This window comes from Streptomyces sp. NPDC088254, assembly GCF_044740925.1.
Taxonomy (GTDB): Bacteria; Actinomycetota; Actinomycetes; order Streptomycetales; family Streptomycetaceae; genus Streptomyces.
This window is the reverse complement of the sequence record NZ_JBIURQ010000004.1, coordinates 189,254-207,710: the sequence shown is the minus strand read 5'-3', so window position 1 is coordinate 207,710 and position 18,457 is coordinate 189,254. Positions and strand designations below refer to the sequence as shown.

Genomic DNA, 18,457 nt, shown 5'->3' with positions numbered 1-18,457 from the left:
TAAACAAAGGGTGCGTACAGTGAGATGGAGATGAAGTTTAGTTTTCAAGCAAAACTGTCGAGGGTCCCGCCCTCGGAGGGAGTCACCGCCATGTCCGCCCCCGCCGCCCAGGAACGCGCCGTCCCGCAGGAGCGGGAGCGCATGCCCGCCCTGTACCTCAGCCACGGCGCCCCGCCCCTCGCGGACGACCCGGTGTGGCCCGGCCAGCTCGCCGCCTGGTCCGCCGGTCTGCCGCGTCCCAAGGCGATCCTCATGGTCTCCGCCCACTGGGAGGAGGCCCCCCTCGCCCTCGGCGCCGTGGAGACCGTCCCCCTGGTCTACGACTTCTGGGGCTTCCCCGAGCACTACTACCAGGTGACCTACGGCGCCCCCGGCGCACCGGAGCTCGCCGAGAGCGTGCGCAAGCTGCTGCGCGCCCCCGGTATGCCCGTCCAGGACATCCCCGACCGCGGTCTCGACCACGGTGCGTACGTCCCACTCGTCGAGATGTTCCCGGACGCGGACATCCCCGTGCTGCAGATCTCCATGCCGACCCTCGACCCGGTGCGGCTCATGGAGATCGGGCGCCGGCTCGCGCCCCTGCGGGAGGAGGGCGTGCTGATCGTCGGCTCCGGCTTCTTCACCCACAACCTCGCCGCGCTGCGCCACGCCGGTGGCGTACCCGGCTGGTCGACCGAGTTCGACGACTGGGGGCGGCGGGCGCTCGACGCCGGCGACGTCGACGCGCTCCTCGACTTCACCCGCAAGTCACCGGCGGGCCTGCTCGCCCACCCGCGCACCGAGCACTTCGCACCGCTGTTCGTGACGATGGGCGCCGCGGACGCGTTCGGCGAGCTGGGGGAGCAGCGGTCGGTGATCGACGGCTTCTGGCTGGGCCTGGCCAAGCGGTCGGTGCAGTTCGGCTGAGCGCGCGCAAGGGGATCGCGCCTGCCCGTGCCGCCTCGTCTGGCCGCCCCGTGCCGTCACAGCTCCTTCTCGTACCAGGCGACGTCCCAGTACCTGCCGAACTTGCGGCCGATCTCCCGGTAGGTGCCGATGTAGCGGAACCCGAAGCGTTCGTGCAGACGGGTGGACGCCTCGTTGGGCAGCGCGATGCCCGCGTACGCGCGGTGCAGGTCCTCGCCGGCCAGCGCCTCGAAGAGCGCCTCGTAGAGCAGGGTGCCGACACCGCGGCGGCCGGCGCCCGCGGCGACGTAGACCGTCACCTCCACCGACGTCGAGTAGGCGGGCTTCGGGCGGTGGGGGCTGGAGGTGGCGTATCCCAGAATCTCCTGTGAACCGGCGTCCACGGCAACCATCAGGCGGTACGGCCCGTCTTCAGGGTGGGAGAGCAGCCAAGGGCGGCGCTCTTCCACCGTGAAGGCCACCGTGTCGAACGTGATGGGCGTCTCACGTACGTAGTGGTTGTAGAGCTCCGTGAGGGCTTCGAGGTCCGCCTCGACTCCCGGCCTGACCTGCACCTCTGTACGGTCCGACATCCTCTCGCCTCCCTGGGTGGCCGGACAGGGTACTGCATGATCAGAAAATTCGTGGGGTGGGTTGGGAATTCTGTCCTGATTCCAGTCGTTGTTTCCATCGGATGCCGGGCACACGAGAAGAGTGCCGAGCGTCTACGGACCACCCGCTGACCCACCATCGCAAGGGAGCACGCATGGCAACCCGTGCCGTCGCCCGTCGTCAGTCCGCCACCGGCGAGACCGGCGCGGCAAGCAGTGTTCGCGTCCACGGCGGGGAACTCGCCGACCGCGATCTGGTCGGCATGTACCTCGACGAGATCGCGCGCACACCACTGCTTGACGCCGCCAAGGAAGTCGAGCTGTCGCAGATCATCGAGGCGGGTGTGTTCGCGCGACAGGTCCTCGACGGGTACGAGGAGTCCAAGGCGGACGCCTCCCGTGAGGAGCTCGAGGCCCTCGTCGCCGACGGGGAGCGCGCCAAGGACGTCTTCATCCGTTCCAACCTGCGCCTGGTCGTCGCGGTCGCCCGCCGCTACCCGCGCAGCGGCCTGCCCCTGCTCGACCTGATCCAGGAGGGCAACGCCGGGCTGGTGCGCGCGGTCGAGAAGTTCGACTACCGCAAGGGCTTCAAGTTCTCCACGTACGCGACCTGGTGGATCCGCCAGGCGATCACGCGCTCGATAGCGGACCAGTCCCGCACGATCCGGCTGCCCGTCCACCTGGTGGAGGAACTGGGCCGCATCCGCCGCGTCCAGCGCGAGTTCAACCGGGAGAACGGCCGTGACCCTGAGCCCGTGGAGATCGCCGAGGAGCTGGGCTCCACGCCGGAGCGCGTCATCGACGTTCTCGACTGGGCCCGTGACCCGGTCTCGCTGAACATGTCGGTGGACGACGAGGGCGAGACGCAGTTCGGCGACCTGCTGGAGGACACCTCCGCGGTCTCGCCGGAGCAGTCCGTTCTGACGCTGCTGCGCAGCGAGGAGCTCGACGGACTGATCGACCGCCTCGACCCGCGCACGGCCTCCATCATCAAGATGCGCTACGGCATCGAGGACGGCCGGGAGCGCACCCTGACGGAGGTCGGCAAGCAGCACGGCCTGACCCGTGAGCGCATCCGTCAGATCGAGAAGCACGCCCTGCTGGAGCTGAAGAAGCTGGCCCGGTCCACCGGGTTCGAGGCGGCGGCGTAGCTGAACGCACCGGTGCCGTCCTCAAGGCGCCGTGGAGACCGCTGTGTGCCGCCCCTCGCGGGCGGCGCCGCGCCGCTGCGTGGACGAACTGAGTGAGCCGCCTCGCGTGGACGGTGGCCGAAGTCCGCGCCAACATGGCGATACAACGCCGCTTAACCGGTGACACCGGGGGAACAAGAATTCCAGGCACGGGAGTTCGGACCCACCGGACCCCGAAGCCGTACGACCACGTGGCCTGCGTCGCACCTCGGTTCCGTGCCGAGCCTCCGCTTCGCATGCCATGCGCAGGAACCCCCGGACCACGTCCCGACGCACCCCCCCGGCGGCGGGACTGCCCCAGGCCGGGCCTCGGCGCCTTCCCCCCCAAGGCGCCGGGCCCGGCCTTCTTCTCGCCCCGGTCACGCCGCCAGGCTCGCCCGCCCGCGCCCGGACCTGCCGAAGGGCGGGTCACCCCGTACCTGAACCCCGGGGTGGCCCGCCTGAATGGCAGATTGTGCCACAGGGGCATAGCCTGCAACTGTGACCAGTTCCACCCCCGCTCCGGTCCCGTCCTCGGCCTCGCTGACCGAGCGGCGCAAAGCGGCGACACGCATGGAGATCGCGCGGGCGGCCGCCCGCCTCTTCGTGAGCCGCGGCCTCAAAGCCACCAGGGCCGAGGACATCGCCGGCGCCGCGGGCATCGCTCCCCGCACCTTCTACCGGTACTTCGCCACCAAGGAGGAAGCCGTCGCGCCCCTCTACGCGGAGGGCGCCCGGCGCTGGGCCGACGCGGTGCGCGACGCCCCGCGCGAACTGCCCCTGCCGCAGGCGCTGGAACACGCGGTGCGGCACACCCTCACCCCCGGCGAGAGGGTGTCGGCCGCGTCCTGGGAATGGGCCCGCACCCTGATCCGCCTCGCCGCGAGCAGTCCTGCCCTGGGCAAGGTCTGGGCCGAGGTCTGCCACACCTCGGAGGAGACGCTCGCGCGGATCCTGCGGGAGCGGCGCGCGGGCACGCAGGAGCACGACGACGTCACCGGGCTGACCGCCGACGAACGGTTCACCGCGGCGGTCGCCGACGCCGCGGTGAGGGTGGCCGTCGAGAGCTGGTCCAGGGGCGACCAGCCGCCGACCGGCCCGCAGGGACCGGCCGAACTGGCCCTGCGCAACCTGGAGAAGCTCCGCGGGGCCGGCTGGGAGTAGCCCTACCTCTGCGAACCCGCCCCCGCCCTGCTCAGTCTCCCGCCCAACTCCCTCACGCATTCGACCAGTTCAGCCGGTCCGTGAACGGTGAACTCGCAGCCGACCTGGGCCAGACGCATCGCCACCCATTCCACCGGGTCACTGGTCACCCCACGCAGCCGGCAGCCGCCCGTGGTCCCGTCGCCGGAACCTTCGCCGATTTCGGCGGCCGAGGTGAGCCAGGCGGGCAGCCGGGCCGTGACGAACCCGGCCGGCTCCGCGAACGTGACGTCGTACGCGTACTCACGGGTGTCCGGGCGGCGGTGGATCGACCGGCGCAGGTACTCCGCCGCGTCCCCCGTCGGCAGTTCCCGGGGGGTGAAGCGGGCGCCGGTGGCGAAGGGGTCGCGCACCCGGTCGACGCGGAAGGTCCGCCAGTCCTCCCGTTCGAGGTCGTAGGCCACCAGGTACCACCGCCGACCGGTCGACACCAGCCGGTACGGCTCGGTCAGACGGCGGGACTGCGTGCCGTCCTTGGCCCGGTAGGCGAACCGCAGCCGCTCGTGGCCGGCCACCGTGGACGCCATCACGGTCAGCGTCTCAGGGGCGATGCTCGCGCCGTCGCCGCTGGTCAGCGGGGTGGTCGCGGCCTGCAGGGTGGAGACGCGGTGGCGCAGCCGGGCCGGCAGCACCTGCTCCAGCTTGGCCAGCGCACGCACCGAGGCCTCGTCCACGCCCTCCAGCGCGTGCCCGGCGCCGGCCCGCAGGCCGACCGCTATCGCCACCGCCTCCTCGTCGTCGAGGACGAGCGGCGGCATGGCCTTGCCGGCGACCAGCCGGTACCCGCCGTCCGACCCCATCGTGGCCTGGACCGGGTAGCCCAGTTCCCGCAGCCGGTCGATGTCGCGCCGGACCGTGCGCCGGGACACTCCGAGCCGGTCGGCGAGCTCGCCGCCGGGCCATTCGCGGGGCGTCTGGAGGAGGGAGAGGAGCTGCAGCAGCCGTGCCGGAGTGTCCGTCGTCATGCCTTCGAGGATGCCGCACCACTAGGACATGATCCGACCTACTGGGCTCCTAGTCTCCGGGACATGACTTCCACCGAGACACCGCCGACGTCCACACCTCCGCGCGCCGGGGACCGCCGCCGCTGGTTCGCCCTCGCGATCGTGATGACCGCGGCCTTCATGGACCTCGTCGACGTCACGATCGTCAACATCGCCATCCCGTCCATCCGGGAGGAGGCCGGCGCCTCCTGGAGCCAGATCCAGTGGATCACCGCCGGTTACGCGCTCGCGTTCGCCGCCGGTCTCGTCACCGGCGGTCGTCTCGGTGACATCCACGGCCGCAAGCGGCTCTTCCTCGTCGGCATCGGCGGTTTCACCCTCGCCTCCGCGCTGTGCGGATTCGCCGTGAACCCGGAGATGCTCGTCGCCTCCCGCATCCTCCAGGGAGCCATGGCGGCGCTGATGGTCCCGCAGGTGCTGTCGATCGTGCACGCGACCTTCCCGGCGCACGAGCGGGGCAAGGTCTTCGGGCTGTTCGGCGCGATCGTGGGGCTCGGCGCGGTCTCCGGGCCGCTGCTGGGCGCGCTCCTGACGGAGTGGAACCTCTTCGGGCTGGGCTGGCGGCCCATCTTCCTCATCAACCTCCCCGTGGGCATCGCGGGTCTGATCCTCGGCAGCCGCTTCATCACCGAGTCCCGCGCGCCCAGGGCGCTCAAGCTCGACCTCGTCGGCGTCGCGCTGGTGACGCTGGGTCTGCTGATGCTGCTCTACCCGCTCACCCGCGGGCGCGAGTTGGGCTGGCCGCTGTGGGGGCACGTCTCGATGGCCGGTTCGCTCGTCGTCTTCGGGGCGCTGGTCGCGTACGAGCGGCGCAAGGGCGCGCGGGACGGCTCCCCGCTGATCGAGCTCTCCCTGTTCCGGGTGAAGAGCTTCGCCGCCGGCATCGCGGTCCAACTCGTCTTCGGCATCGCCCTCGGCATCTTCTTCCTGGTGTGGACGCTGTACATGCAGGAGGGGCTGGGCTGGACCCCGCTGCACGCCGGTCTGACCGGCGTCCCGTTCTCCCTCGCCGTGTCGATGGCCGCCGGTCTGTCCGTGCAGAAGCTGGTCCCGCGCTTCGGCCGCAAGGTGCTCCAGGCGGGCGCGCTGACCCTGGCCCTCGGCGTCCTGCTCTACATCTGGGAGTCCGCGCGGTACGGCCTCGGCATCACGTCCTGGCAGATGGCGCCGCCGCTGGTGGTGATGGGCGTCGGCATGGGCCTGATCGTCGCGCCGCTGACGGACGCGGTGCTGTCCGGGGTGCCGCGTGAGCACGCCGGGTCGGCTTCCGGGCTGATCAACACCGTGCAGCAGATGGGCAACGCGCTCGGTCTGGGCCTGGTGGCGGTGGTCTTCTTCGGCCGGATCGGCGAGCGGCTGACGCCGGCCCAGGTGGGCCCGGAGTTCGCGGACGCCTTCCGGTACGCGCTGGGCTGGGTGGCCGCGGTGATGGGCGCGATCTTCCTGCTGATGTTCGCCCTGCCGAAGCGGCCCGCGCAGCACGTGGAAGGCGCGGACGCGGCGGCCGGGGGAGAGGGCGCCGAGGAGGAGGCGGCCGGGGAGCCTGCCGACGCGAGGAAACTGCCCGGGCAGAAGACGGCGTCCGAACTCGTCGGCTGAACGAGGCCGCGGGGACGAGGTCCCGAGAGCGAGGTCCCGAGAACGAGGTCTCCGAGGAAGGGCCCGGCGATGGACGCCGGGCCCTTCGGCGTGTGCCCAACCTTGCGACGGCGACCGCGCGAAGTCCGTTCATGCCCGATTCAGGTCCGAACCTGTTTACTTTCCGGAAAACCGGGCGTAGCCTCCCTGTAGAAACCACACGTTCGGGCACGACTCGGAGGCGAAGCGGACATGTACGCACCGGAGCGTCAGCAGGCGATCCTGCGGCTCGCCCGTGACGGCGGCCGTGTGGACGTCGTGTCGCTCGCCGAGGAGTTCCAGGTCACCGCGGAGACCATCCGCCGCGATCTGAAGGCCCTCGACCGCGCCGGCCTCGTCCGCCGCGTCCACGGCGGCGCCATACCCGTCGGACGCCTCGACTTCGAGCCGGACCTCGCGGAGCGCGAGAGCACCTCCGCCGACGAGAAGGACCGCATCGCCAAGGCGGCCCTGTCCGAGCTGCCGTCCGAGGGCACGGTGATCCTCGACGCCGGTACGACGATCGCCCGCCTGGCCGCCGCCCTCCCCCTGGAGGCCTCGCTCGTCGCCGTCACGCACTCCCTGCCCATCGCCGCCCGCCTCGCGGACCACCCGGGCATGCAGCTCCACCTGGTCGGGGGGCGCGTACGGCACCGTACGCGCGCAGCCGTGGACGCCTGGGCGCTGCGCGCGTACGGCGAGATCCGCGCCGACGTCCTGTTCGTGGCCGCCAACGGCTTCTCCGCCGAGCACGGTCTGACCACGCCCGACCTCGCCGAGGCCGCCGTCAAGAGCGCGGCGATGGCGGCGGCCCGCCGGGTGGTGCTGCTGGCCGACTCCGCCAAGCACGGCCAGGAGCACTTCGCGCGCTTCGGTGACCTGAGCGATGTGGACCTGCTGATCACCGACAGCGGGCTGAGCCCCGACGACGCCGCCGCCATCGAGCGCGGCGGCACGGAAGTAGTGCGCGCATGATCCTCACCGTCACCCCCAACCCGTCCCTCGACCGTACGTACGAGGTCCCGTCGCTGGAGCGCGGCGAGGTCATCCGCGCCACCGGCGAACGCATGGACCCCGGCGGCAAGGGCGTCAACGTCTCGCGCGCCGTGACCGCCGCCGGACGGCGCACGGTCGCCGTCCTCCCCCTGGGCGGCGCGCCGGGCGCACTTGTCGCCGACCTGCTCGACGCGCAGGGCATCGAGGTCGCACCGGTGCCGGTCGCCGGGGCCACCCGCTCCAACATCGCGCTCGCCGAGTCCGACGGGGTGCTCACGAAGATCAACGCGCCCGGCCCCGAGCTGAGCGCCGCCGAGCAGGAACTGCTCCTGGAGACCGTGCGCGAGCAGTCGCGCGACGCCGACTGGATCGCCTGCTGCGGCAGCCTTCCCCGGGGCCTCGCGCCGTCGTGGTACGCCGATGTCGTCGCGCGGGCGCACGCCGGGGGAGCGCGGATCGCGCTGGACACCTCAGGGCGCGCCCTCCTGGAGGCGCTGCGCGAGCGGCCCGACGTGGTGAAGCCGAACGCCGAGGAGCTCGCGGAGGCCGTCGGGCGGCCGCTGGCGACGGTGGGCGACGCCGTGAAGGCGGCGGAGGAACTGCGGCAGATGGGGGCGCGCGCGGTGCTCGCCAGCCTGGGCGCCGACGGGCAGCTGCTGGTCGAGGACGGGGGCGCCTGGTTCGCCTCCGCGCGAGTGGACGTCGTACGCAGCAACGTGGGCGCCGGCGACTCCTCGCTCGCCGGCTTCCTCATCGCCGGCGGCAGTGGCCCGCAGGCCCTCGCCTCCGCCGTCGCGCACGGCGCGGCCGCGGTCCAGCTTCCCGGCAGCGTGATGCCGACCCCGGCCGATCTGGACCCGGCGGCGGTGACGGTCACGGCGGAACTCCCGACGGACCGCGAACTGAAGGAGCCGGTGTCATGACCGCACCGCAGAGCACGGCCGCGCCCCTCGTCGCACGCCCCGGGCAGGGGTGGCGAGCGGATGTGTTACTCGCCGCTCCTGGCGGGCAGCAGGGCAACGGGTCGCGAGGCGACCTGAGCCGCCGTGTGACACCGCCGGGGCGAGGGGTTCCCCGCCCCGCCTCCACCGCCCCCTGCTCCTCCCCCTCCCCCATCTCCGTCCCCGTCCCCACCCCCGCCCACCCCACGCTCCGGGCGATACGCGTGCGAAGGAGCCCGCGATGAGTGACATGATCACCGCGGACCTGGTCGACCTCGACCTGTCCGCCGATACCAAGGAAGCGGCGGCGCGATCCCTCGCCGAGCGCATGGTGGCCAAGGGCCGGGTGACCGACCTCGACGGCTTCCTCGCCGACGTCGCCGCCCGCGAGGCGCAGATGCCGACCGGCCTCGACGGCGGCATCGGCATCCCGCACTGCCGCAGCGTCCACGTCACCGAGCCGACGCTCGCCTTCGGGCGCGCCGCCGACGGCATCGACTTCGGCGCGCCCGACGGCCCCGCCGACCTGATCTTCCTGATCGCCGCCCCGGCCGGCGCCGACGACGCCCATCTGACGATCCTGTCCTCCCTGGCCCGTCAGCTGATGAACGCCGACTTCACCTCCGCACTGCGGTCGGTGCGGGACGCGGGCGCCGCCGCCGCGCTGATCCGCGGCGAAGAGCCGGCGGCCGGCACGGACACCGCGGCGGACACGGACACCGCGACCGACGCCACCGGCAGCGCCGGTGAGCACACCCAGGACGCCGCCGTGGCGTCGGCGGCGGCCTCCGCCGACGCCACGGCGGGCAGCACCACGCCCACGCCGGCTCCGAGCGGCACCCCCGGCGAGACCCCCGCCGAACGCCCCTTCCGCGTCGTCGCCGTCACCTCCTGTCCCACCGGCATCGCGCACACCTACATGGCGGCCGAGTCGCTGGAGAACGCCGGCCGTGAGGCGGGCGTCGAGCTGGTCGTCGAGACGCAGGGCTCGGCCGGCTTCACCCGGCTCGACCCGGCCGTCATCGCCGCCGCGGACGGCGTGATCTTCGCCCACGACGTGCCCGTACGCGAGAAGGATCGTTTCGCCGGCAAGCCCACCGTGGACGTCGGTGTGAAGGCGGGCATCAACCGCCCGGCCGAACTGATCTCCGAGGTCCGCGGCAAGGCCGAGCGCGGCGAGGTCAGCGCCTCCGCCGGCGGCGGCACGCCGGTCGAGCGGGCCGGGGAGGCCGGCGACGGCTACGGCACCAAGCTCCGCAAGTGGCTGATGACGGGCGTCAGTTACATGGTCCCGTTCGTCGCCGCGGGCGGTCTGCTGATCGCCCTCGGGTTCGCGATCGGCGGCTGGGAGATCAGCAAGGCGCCCGCGGTCACGGAACACTTCTCCTGGACCCAGGTCGACAGCTGGGCCGCCCTGATGTTCCAGATCGGCGGCGTCGCTTTCGGCTTCCTCATCCCCGTCCTCGCCGGATACATCGCGTACGGCATGGCGGACCGGCCCGGTCTCGTGCCCGGCTTCGTCGGCGGAATGATCTCCTCCACCATCGCCGCGGGCTTCCTCGGCGGCCTGGTCGCCGGTCTGCTGGCCGGTGGCGTGGTCCTCGGCATCCAGCGGATCAAGATCCCGCCGGTGCTGCGCGGCATCATGCCGGTGGTGGTGATCCCGCTGATCTCCTCGATGATCGTCGGATTCCTGATGTTCGTCGTGGTCGGCAAGCCCATCGCCGGGGCTCAGAAGGCCATGACGGACTGGCTCGCCGGACTGTCCGGCTCCAACGCCATCCTGCTCGGCATCCTGCTCGGCCTGATGATGTGCTTCGACCTCGGCGGCCCCGTCAACAAGGTCGCGTACGCCTTCGCCACGGCCGGCATCGCCGTCCAGGACCCCAGCGGCTCGGCGATGAAGATCATGGCTGCGGTCATGGCGGCCGGCATGGTCCCGCCGCTGGCGATGGCCCTGGCCACCACCGTGCGCGGCAAGCTCTTCACCCCGACCGAGCGCGAGAACGGCAAGGCCGCCTGGGTCCTCGGCGCCTCCTTCATCTCCGAGGGCGCGATCCCGTTCGCCGCGGCCGACCCGCTGCGCGTCATCCCGGCCTCGATGGCGGGCGGCGCGGTGACCGGCGCCCTGTCGATGGCCTTCGGTGCGACGCTGCGCGCCCCGCACGGCGGCATCTTCGTGGTCCCGCTGATCGGCAACGCGGTCCTCTACCTGGTCGCCATCGCCGCCGGCGTGTGCGTCACGACCGCACTGGTCATCGTCCTCAAGGGCCTGCGCAAGACGGCCCCCGACGCCTCCGTCGCAGGTCAGGGTGTCGGCGCGGCCACCTCGGCCACGCAGGAGAAGCAGCCGGTCGCGGCGTGAGCCACGGCGAGCGGCAGCGGCCACTCGGCTGACACGAACGGCCGGTCGCGGCCCGCCCCACGAGGGAGGGCCGCGACCGGCCGCTTCCGTGCGACCACCGGCGCGCACGGCGTCCCCCGCACCGCCTGCGAGATGCATCACGATTCGATACCGAATCCCGGATCTTGCTGTGTACTGTGCGCATGCCTGAGGCCCTCTCGATCCACCAGACGGCGAGCGCGGCCGCCCTGGCCCTCGCCCTCGCCGCCTGGCTGTGCGTCCTCTTCCGCCTCCTGCGCCGAGGCCGCCCCGGCCCGGCCGCACGAGGCTCCGCCGCGACGAACGGGACGAGCAGAGGCGACCGCAGGGACGGCGTCGGCCGCACGGGCGCGAGCGACCGCGCGAGTACGGGCGAACACGCGACGGGAAGCGATCCGACGGGCTGGAGCGGCGGCGGGACGGGAGGACGGCGGGTGCGGCGCTCAGGGGAGCGCGCGCGACCCGGCCGCCCCGACGGGCGCACCCGACGCGTGCGCAACTCCAGGGCGGACAGTCTGCGCCTCAACTCCGAAGGGTGGCGCCGCGGCGCGGCCGCACGCCCGGTGGACCCCGCCACGCCGCAGGACCTTCCCTCGCTCCCGGGCCTGCCGCGCCAGCGCCAGGAACGCCCCCACCTGGAGCCCGCCGAACTGACCCGGGCCGAACAGGCCGCCTTCGCAGACCTGGTACGACGGCTCACCGACGCCGACGGCTGAGCCGGCCGCCGGGCGGCCGGCTCACGGGGGCGGCGCTCAGGACACCCGCGCCGCCCGCCGCTCCATCGCCTCACGGGCCGCCGCCTCCGACGGATACACCTCGCACATGTGCCGCCCGTCGGGCGTCGCCGTGTGCTCGACCTCCCACAGAGAGATCTCCTGGCCGTCGCGCAGCAGGAACGCGTGCTCGTACAGCGCGAAGCCCAGGCCGATGCGCCCGGCGCGGCACGGGCGGCCGAACGCCTGCGTGATCTGGTGCGCGAACGCGGTCGTCAGCAGCGTCGCCGTGTCCGGGCCGGGCCGGTCGGCGTTCTCCGCGCGGCGCAGCAGCCGGCGCGCGTGGTCCGCCGAGTCGTCCGGCACGTACACGTGCCGCGGCGCGGGAATCGGAGCCAGCTGCACCAGCACCGGCAGCTCGAAGTCCGGCGTGTCCGGCGGCAGCGGCAGCCGGGCGGTGGCGGCGCGCAGCTCCTCCTCGTCCACATACACCTCGTGCTGCGGCTCGCTGCCCGGCTGGGGGTTGTGCACGAGCTCCCACAGCGTGAGCGCACAGCCGTCGGCCAGCAGCCAGGTGTGCCGGTACGTCTCGCGGTGCAGCCCCGCGCTGTGGTGCGCGGAGTGCAGCGAGCTGTCATGCGCCAGTGCGCAGTCGAGCCGCCTGATCGTGTCGTCGGGCAGCTCGAACGAGTTCAGGGCACGGCCGAGGAGCCGCGCGAGATGCTCCTCCGGAGTCTCGGGCGACTCTGCTGGTCCGTGCGCTTCCGTCTCGTACGGAACGCTCAAGGTCTCTCCCGGCGTCGCTGCATGTCACCTTGTGGGTGCATACCGTAGCCCCTCGGCCGGACATCATGTCCAGGAACCGAGAAAACGTCCGTCGGGAAAACGTCGGGGCCGCGCGAGATGTTCCCGCCCGGCCCGACGATGCGTCAGAAACCGCCGGTCAGCGCCCCCTTCTACCGGAACGACCGCCCGCGCCGCCCGGTGGCCCGGGCGCGCGGCCCGGCGCGCAACACCATGCGCGCGGCCCCATGCGTACGGCCTCATGCGCGCGCGGCCCGGGCGCGCGGCCCGCGCCTCGCCGTGTCAGACCGCGCTGCCGGCCGTCCACTCGCTCCACTCCATGTTCCAGCCGTTCAGCCCGTTGTCCGGGGCCACCGGCTTGTCGGGGGAGTTCTCGACGATCAGCACGTCCCCGACGATCGAGTTGTCGTAGAACCACTTGGCAGGTGTGTCGCCCTGCGCGCCCCGCACGTCCCTCAGTCCCACGCAGCCGTGGCTGGTGCCCACCCGGCCGAACGGCGGCTCACCCTTGTACCAGTAGTTCCCGTGGACGAACGTGCCCGACGTGGTCAGCCGCATCGCGTGCGGCACGTCCGGGATGTCGTAGGCGTTGGCGAGGTCGACCGTCCTGCTGTCCATGTGGAGCTGAGTGAACTTCTCCGAGATCACCATCTGCCCGTTGTACGTGGTGAACTCCGCGCTGCCCGTCGACACCGGCACCGACTTCAGCGTCTTCCCGTCCCGCACGACCGTCATCGTCTGCGTGTTCACGTCCACCGTGGACACCTGGGAACGCCCGACGGTGAAGCTGACCGTCTTCTTCTGCACCCCGCGGACGCCGTTCGCGCCCTGCACCCCGTCCAGATCGATCTTCATGGTGACCTTGGAGCCGGCCTTCCAGTACTCCTGCGGCCGGAAGTCGAGCCGCCGCGACCCGAACCAGTGCCCGACCACCTTCTGCCCGCTGCTGGAGGTCACCGTGATGTGGGACTGCACGGCCTTCTTGTCGGTGATCGTCTTGTCGAACGTGAACGACACCGGCATTCCCACGCCGACCGTCGACCCGCCGTCCGGCGTGTACGTCCCGATGAAGCTGCCGGCCGGGGTGACCGTGGTGAAGGACGAACCGGCGGTCACCGTCCGGCCGTTCGCGTCCTTCGCGGTCGCCGCTATCTCGTACTTCGTCCCGCGCTCCAACTGCTCCTTCGGCTTCCAGCTCCTGCCGTCGGCCGCCAGCGAACCCTCGACCGCCTTCCCCGACCCCGCCACCGTCATCTTCACGGTGGTGAGTTCCCCGCCGCTCACCGTCACCCCCGTCGAGTTGATCGACGCGCCCGTCGAGCCGTCCGCGGCCGAGATTGCTATCTTCGCGGTCGCCGTCCTGGCGGAGTCCTTGCCGCCCCTGCCCCCCGCGCCGTCGTTGTCGGCCTTGGCGCTGCCACCGCAAGCGGTGAGGGTCAGGGCGCCGACCACGAGGGCGGCACACGCCCCCAGTACGCGCCGCGCTGCTATGTCCGGCGTTGTCACGGGCTGCTCCAGCTTCATGCGATGTGCGAGATCCGCTCCCTTACGGGGGAGTAGAGGACCCCGGCGGCCGACGGGGTTCCCCGCCGGACGCCGTTGACGCCGTCGCGTGACAGAACCGGGACAATCGCCTTTCGTACAGGGCGTGTTGGACGGATCCTTCAGCCGTCGTGACCGTCGTCGCCGCCGTACAGCTCCGTGTACGACGGCCACGCCCCGCCCGCTCCCTCCACCGGCTCGGCTGCCCGCACCGCCCGCACGATCGCGCGCGTCACCATGTCCGCGCCCGCCGCGAGCAGCTCGTTCAGCGCGAGCGGATCCCCGGCGGCGGACGGGCCCCCCGCGGTGAGCGGACGCGCCCCCGTCGCCAGCGTGAACACGGTGTCCCCGTCGTTGAGCAGATGCACCGGCCGCACCGCCCGCGCGATGCCGTCGTGCGCCGTACCTGCCAGCTTCTGCGCCTGCGCCTTCGTCAGGTCCGCGTCGGTGGCGACCACGGCCAGCGTCGTGTTCAGCGGCGGCGGAGCGTTGCGCGCCGCCGACTCGGCCAGGCGCCGGCGCGCCGCCTCCCGCACACCGTCCCGCGGATACTCCACCCGCCCCTGGAAGAACTCCCCGTACAACACCCCCGTCTCCGGATCCAGCACTGAGCCCACCGCGTTGACCACCACCAGCGCGGCCACCGTGATCCCCGAGCCGAGAACCACGCTCGCGCAGCCGACCCCACCCTTCAACGGTCCGACCACCGCACCGGTCCCCGCGCCCACGCAGCCCTGCGGCACCGCCGCGCCCGGCCCGGTCGCCGCGGCCGCTTCGACCGCCGCCCGGCCGGCGGCCGCGTCCGGACGGGCCCGGAAGTCACCGCCGCGCCCCAGATCGAAGACGCAGGCGGCGGGCACCACCGGCACCACGTGGGTGGGCTCCGGACCGACGGACACCCCGCGCCCGTGCTCCTCCAGCCAGGCCATCACCCCGGACGCCGCGTCGAGCCCGTAGGCGCTGCCGCCGGTCAGGACGACTGCCTCCACCCGCTGCACCAGGTTGCGCGGATCCAGGGCGTCGGTCTCCTTCGTGCCCGGACCACCGCCGCGCACGTCCACGGCGGCCACGGCCCCGCCCTCCGGCGCGAGGACGACCGTCACACCGGTGAGCCAACCCCCACCGGCCCGCGTGGCATGGCCCACCCGCACACCGGCGACATCCGTCAGAGCGTCAACTGTCATGCCGGCCAGTCTCGCGCGTCCGCCTCCGCGGGCGGGTGTACGCACACCGTCGCCGGGATCGTGGCGGGCGGCTGGGGCTGGGGTTGGGGACGCGGTTGCCGTTGCCACTCCGGCTCCGGCTGCGGCTGCGGCTGCGGCTGCGGGAGCGGCTCCGGCTCCCCCGGTGGCTCCGGACGGGGCTCCGGATCCTGCCTCGGCTGCGACCTCGGCTCCCGCTTCGGCCGGTCGATGACGGCACGGCCGGCCCGGTACCGGGCCGTACCCTGGACCTATGACCACCCCCTCGGCCCCTGAGCCGTGCGAGCAGCCCAAGCCCGCGCTGATCTTCGACGACCCGCTGGACCAGCAGTCCTCGGACGACACGGACCGCGGGTGGGGCGAGCGCCCGGGCGCCGGCGGCGACAGCGCGGCCGACCTCAGGCGCTTCCTCGACGAGAAGCCGCCCCACCACCTCTGAACAAGCACCGGCGCCGGACGCGAGGCGACGCCGTCCAGGCCCGCCGCCGCGATCCCGGGGCCGCCGCCCCGCCGGATCAGCGCCCGCCGTAACCGTGGCCCTGCTGCCCGCCTTGCTGCTGCTGGGCGACCAGCGCGTCGCGGATCTCCTTGAGGACCTCCAGCTCGGTCACCTCGATGACCTCGCGGGTGCTCTCCTTCGCCTTCCTGCGGGCTTCCATCCGCGCCAGGTACTTGGCCATGGGCAGCACCATCAGGAAGTAGACCACCGCCGCGGTGATCACGAAGCTGAGCGTCGCTCCGAGGACCGAGCCCCAGAGGATCTGGATGCCCTCCTCGCCCTCGCAGCTCGCGCTCAGGCACGAGCTGTAGTGGTCGAGGTTCTGGGTGCCGATCGCTCCGACCAGCGGGTTGATTATGCCCTTCACCACCGAGTTGACGATGTTCGTGAAGGCCGCGCCGATCACCACCGCGACAGCCAGATCGACGACGTTCCCGCGCATCAGGAAGGCCTTGAAGCCTTGCAGGACGCTCGGCTCCTTTTTGTTCTCGCTCACCTCGGGGACACTCCTCGTCTGCACAGGTCGTGGAACGAACAGCTCCGCAACCTACGTCAGGGCGAGGCGGGCGTGTCCAGCCCGGGGTGGCCGGCGAGGCCTCCGACACCGAACCGCGCACAAAACGCACCACAAGCCTCACCACAGAGTCACCGCCAGCCGCGCCGTCGTGCTCGCGCCCGCCAGGCGAACCGCCGTGGTCCGCGGCACCGCCAGCACGACGAGCGCACCGTCGTCGGCCGGCCCCTCCAGGAGTTCCGGCACCTTCGTCACCCGCGCCCGGCGGGCCACCACCCAAGCCCGGCCGCCTCCCGCCGTCTCCTCGGCGGCGATGACGTCGACCCGGTCGCCGGGTCGCAGCAGCCGTACCGTCGCCGCGTCGGCGATCCGCACCGGCGCCGCGACCGTCTTGGCGGGAGGTGGACGGCGTACCGGTTCGCCGGTCGGCGTGAGGGCGCCGACGCTCGGGCTGTCGTGGGGATGCCCGCGGGCGCCCTCGGCGTCACCCGGCCCCGCCGCCACCAGCGCGGCCGCGGTGACCGCCAGCCCCAGCGCCAGTGCCCGCCTGCGGCCGCGCGCCAGCCGGCGCGCCTGATACCGCCCGCCGCGTACCCGAACGGGAGGGAACGGCGGCACCCCGCACGGCGCGGGAGCCTCCGGACCCGGCGGAAGCGCGCCTGGGGCGGACGGAGACGCGCACGGAGTTCCGGACACGGGGAGAGAAGGAGCGAAGAACACGGGATCACCACCAGCGACGAGGAATCGGCCTGCGAGACCACGATCGGCCATCGCACCGCCACCCGCCGAAGCCCGTGGACGACCGAGAGGTTGTGGATAACTCCCTCACCCGAACGGTGACTTCCGCTTCCTCACCCTGTGCGCAAACCCCCGCACCCCGTGCGCAAACCCCCGCACCCCGTGCGCAAACCCCCGCACCCCGTGCGGAAACCCCCGCACCCCGTGCGGAAACCCCCGCACCCCGTGCGCAAACCCCCGCACCCCGCGCGAGAACTCCCGCACGGACCTACGGCAGCTCGAACCCCGGATCCATCCCGCCCAGCGCAGTCGTGCACAGACAGTCCCGCTCGCTGTCGGCCGGCAGCGCCGCCACCGCGTCGAACAGCACGCCCCGCAGCCGGTCCACGTTCGCCGCGAACACCTGGAGAACCTCCTCGTGCGAGACCCCCTCGCCGCTCTCCGCGCCCGCGTCCAGGTCGGTGACCAAGTTCAACGACGTGTAGCAGAGCTCCAGTTCACGGGCGAGCGCCGCTTCGGGGTGGCCCGTCATGCCGACCACCGACCAGCCCTGGGCCTGGTGCCAGAGCGATTCGGCGCGGGTCGAGAAGCGCGGTCCCTCGATCACGACGAGCGTCCCGCCGTCCACCGGCTCCCACTCCCGGCCGCGCGCGGCCTTCAGCGCCTCCGCGCGCCCGGCGGGGCAGTAGGGGTCGGCCAGCGACACGTGCACCACGTTGGGGACCGCGCCGCCCGGCAGCGGCAGCCCGTCGAAGTAGGTTCCCGCCCGGGACTTCGTACGGTCGACCAGCTGGTCCGGCACCAGCAGCGTGCCGGGCCCGTACTCGGGACGCAGACCGCCCACGGCGCACGGCCCGAGGATCTGGCGCGCGCCGACCGAGCGCAGTGCCCACAGGTTCGCCCGGTAGTTGATCCGGTGGGGCGGCAGATGGTGGCCGCGTCCGTGCCGGGGCAGGAAGGCGACCCGCCGGCCGGCGATCTCGCCGAGGAAGAGGGAGTCGCTGGGCGGCCCGTAGGGGGTGTCCACCTGAATCTCGGTCACGTCGTCGAGGAACGAGTAGAAACCCGAACCGCCGATCACGCCGATCTCTGCGTTCGCCATGACCAGCACACTAGCCGGAATCGAACACCGGCCGTCCCCGCTCCGGGGCCCCGACCTGTCAGCTGACGTACCCCGCTCCGGTGCCCGCTGTCAGCCGACGTCCCCGCCCCGGCCCCACCGTCTCAGCGGACGCCGAAGACCCTGTCGTCGTCGTGCGACGACAGGGTCCTGGAAGCGGGCCGTGAGGGTCCTCAGGCGGCGGAGGATCCGGCGGACGTGCTCGCGCCGGACGACTTCGAGTCCGATGACGTCACCGATGACGACGACGAGTCCGAAGACGCCGACGACTTGGACGCCGCCGGGGAGCTGCTCGACGAGGAGCCGCGGCTGTCGTTGCGGTAGAAGCCGGAGCCCTTGAAGACGATGCCGACGGCGGAGAACACCTTCTTGAGGCGGCCACCGCAGCTGGGGCACTCGGTCAAGGCGTCATCGGTGAACTTCTGCACCGCCTCGAGGCCCTCGCCGCACTCGGTGCACTGGTACTGGTAGGTCGGCACTGTCTTCCTCCTGGCACTCTCACTCGATGAGTGCTAA

The 18,457-nt window shown here is 72.4% G+C and carries 18 protein-coding genes; 9 read left to right on the top strand and 9 right to left on the bottom strand.

Annotated elements, in window-relative coordinates; translation table 11 throughout:
* Positions 1-141: 141 nt before the first annotated feature.
* Positions 142-906: a dioxygenase gene (locus ACIOC0_RS13875; protein ID WP_402155506.1), complete on the top strand. Its 765-nt coding sequence runs from the start codon at positions 142-144 to the stop codon at positions 904-906.
* A gap of 56 nt (positions 907-962) precedes the next feature.
* On the opposite strand, the gene ACIOC0_RS13870 is transcribed toward ACIOC0_RS13875, so the two are convergent.
* Positions 963-1,478: a GNAT family N-acetyltransferase gene (locus tag ACIOC0_RS13870; protein ID WP_402155243.1), complete on the bottom strand. Its 516-nt coding sequence runs from the start codon at positions 1,476-1,478 to the stop codon at positions 963-965.
* Positions 1,479-1,651: 173 nt separating this feature from the next.
* Here ACIOC0_RS13870 and ACIOC0_RS13865 point away from each other — a divergent pair, with 173 nt between their 5' ends.
* Both ACIOC0_RS13865 and ACIOC0_RS13860 read left to right on the top strand, forming a co-directional pair.
* Positions 1,652-2,647, top strand: coding sequence for a sigma-70 family RNA polymerase sigma factor (locus ACIOC0_RS13865; protein WP_356686223.1), 996 nt, complete (start codon positions 1,652-1,654; stop codon positions 2,645-2,647).
* Between the two features lie 519 nt (positions 2,648-3,166).
* The gene (locus tag ACIOC0_RS13860) at positions 3,167-3,829 is read left to right on the top strand and encodes a TetR/AcrR family transcriptional regulator (protein WP_402155242.1); all 663 of its coding nucleotides are present in this window, start codon (positions 3,167-3,169) and stop codon (positions 3,827-3,829) included.
* Between the two features lie 2 nt (positions 3,830-3,831).
* On the opposite strand, the gene ACIOC0_RS13855 is transcribed toward ACIOC0_RS13860, so the two are convergent.
* On the bottom strand, positions 3,832-4,833 hold the full coding sequence (locus tag ACIOC0_RS13855) for a helix-turn-helix transcriptional regulator (RefSeq protein WP_402155241.1): 1,002 nt from the start codon (positions 4,831-4,833) through the stop codon (positions 3,832-3,834).
* A gap of 63 nt (positions 4,834-4,896) precedes the next feature.
* On the opposite strand from ACIOC0_RS13855, the gene ACIOC0_RS13850 reads away from it, so the two are divergent.
* The 5 genes from ACIOC0_RS13850 to ACIOC0_RS13830 all read left to right on the top strand — a co-directional run bounded on the left by ACIOC0_RS13850 (position 4,897) and on the right by ACIOC0_RS13830 (position 11,525).
* Complete coding sequence (locus ACIOC0_RS13850; RefSeq protein ID WP_402155240.1) at positions 4,897-6,471, top strand: MFS transporter; 1,575 nt, start codon at positions 4,897-4,899, stop codon at positions 6,469-6,471.
* Positions 6,472-6,702: 231 nt separating this feature from the next.
* Entirely contained in the window at positions 6,703-7,464 is a 762-nt protein-coding gene (locus ACIOC0_RS13845; protein WP_402155239.1) for a DeoR/GlpR family DNA-binding transcription regulator, read from the top strand.
* Positions 7,461-8,408: a 1-phosphofructokinase gene (pfkB, locus tag ACIOC0_RS13840; RefSeq protein ID WP_351091393.1), complete on the top strand. Its 948-nt coding sequence runs from the start codon at positions 7,461-7,463 to the stop codon at positions 8,406-8,408. Before ACIOC0_RS13845 ends, pfkB begins: the two co-directional genes overlap by 4 nt.
* A 259-nt stretch (positions 8,409-8,667) precedes the next feature.
* Entirely contained in the window at positions 8,668-10,791 is a 2,124-nt protein-coding gene (locus ACIOC0_RS13835) for a fructose-specific PTS transporter subunit EIIC (RefSeq protein ID WP_402155238.1), read from the top strand.
* 182 nt (positions 10,792-10,973) lie between these two features.
* On the top strand, positions 10,974-11,525 hold the full coding sequence (locus tag ACIOC0_RS13830) for a hypothetical protein (protein WP_402155237.1): 552 nt from the start codon (positions 10,974-10,976) through the stop codon (positions 11,523-11,525).
* 36 nt (positions 11,526-11,561) lie between these two features.
* On the opposite strand, the gene ACIOC0_RS13825 is transcribed toward ACIOC0_RS13830, so the two are convergent.
* The 3 genes from ACIOC0_RS13825 to ACIOC0_RS13815 all read right to left on the bottom strand — a co-directional run bounded on the left by ACIOC0_RS13825 (position 11,562) and on the right by ACIOC0_RS13815 (position 15,052).
* Positions 11,562-12,308 carry a DUF6227 family protein gene (locus ACIOC0_RS13825; protein ID WP_402155236.1) on the bottom strand — a complete coding sequence of 249 codons (747 nt, stop codon included), beginning with the start codon at positions 12,306-12,308 and terminating at the stop codon, positions 11,562-11,564.
* Positions 12,309-12,608: 300 nt separating this feature from the next.
* Complete coding sequence (locus tag ACIOC0_RS13820; protein WP_402155235.1) at positions 12,609-13,832, bottom strand: Ig-like domain-containing protein; 1,224 nt, start codon at positions 13,830-13,832, stop codon at positions 12,609-12,611.
* A 158-nt stretch (positions 13,833-13,990) separates the two neighbouring features.
* Entirely contained in the window at positions 13,991-15,052 is a 1,062-nt protein-coding gene (locus tag ACIOC0_RS13815; RefSeq protein ID WP_402155234.1) for a P1 family peptidase, read from the bottom strand.
* Positions 15,053-15,323: 271 nt separating this feature from the next.
* On the opposite strand from ACIOC0_RS13815, the gene ACIOC0_RS13810 reads away from it, so the two are divergent.
* On the top strand, positions 15,324-15,509 hold the full coding sequence (locus ACIOC0_RS13810) for a hypothetical protein (RefSeq protein WP_402155233.1): 186 nt from the start codon (positions 15,324-15,326) through the stop codon (positions 15,507-15,509).
* Positions 15,510-15,585: 76 nt separating this feature from the next.
* On the opposite strand, the gene mscL is transcribed toward ACIOC0_RS13810, so the two are convergent.
* The 4 genes from mscL to ACIOC0_RS13790 all read right to left on the bottom strand — a co-directional run bounded on the left by mscL (position 15,586) and on the right by ACIOC0_RS13790 (position 18,420).
* A complete protein-coding gene (mscL, locus tag ACIOC0_RS13805) occupies positions 15,586-16,065 on the bottom strand; it encodes a large conductance mechanosensitive channel protein MscL (protein WP_402155232.1) in 480 nt (159 codons plus the stop codon).
* A gap of 138 nt (positions 16,066-16,203) precedes the next feature.
* Complete coding sequence (locus ACIOC0_RS13800) at positions 16,204-16,701, bottom strand: hypothetical protein (protein WP_402155231.1); 498 nt, start codon at positions 16,699-16,701, stop codon at positions 16,204-16,206.
* A gap of 388 nt (positions 16,702-17,089) precedes the next feature.
* On the bottom strand, positions 17,090-17,923 hold the full coding sequence (locus ACIOC0_RS13795) for an S-methyl-5'-thioadenosine phosphorylase (RefSeq protein ID WP_402155230.1): 834 nt from the start codon (positions 17,921-17,923) through the stop codon (positions 17,090-17,092).
* Positions 17,924-18,114: 191 nt separating this feature from the next.
* On the bottom strand, positions 18,115-18,420 hold the full coding sequence (locus ACIOC0_RS13790) for an FmdB family zinc ribbon protein (protein WP_402155229.1): 306 nt from the start codon (positions 18,418-18,420) through the stop codon (positions 18,115-18,117).
* Positions 18,421-18,457 lie beyond the last annotated feature (37 nt).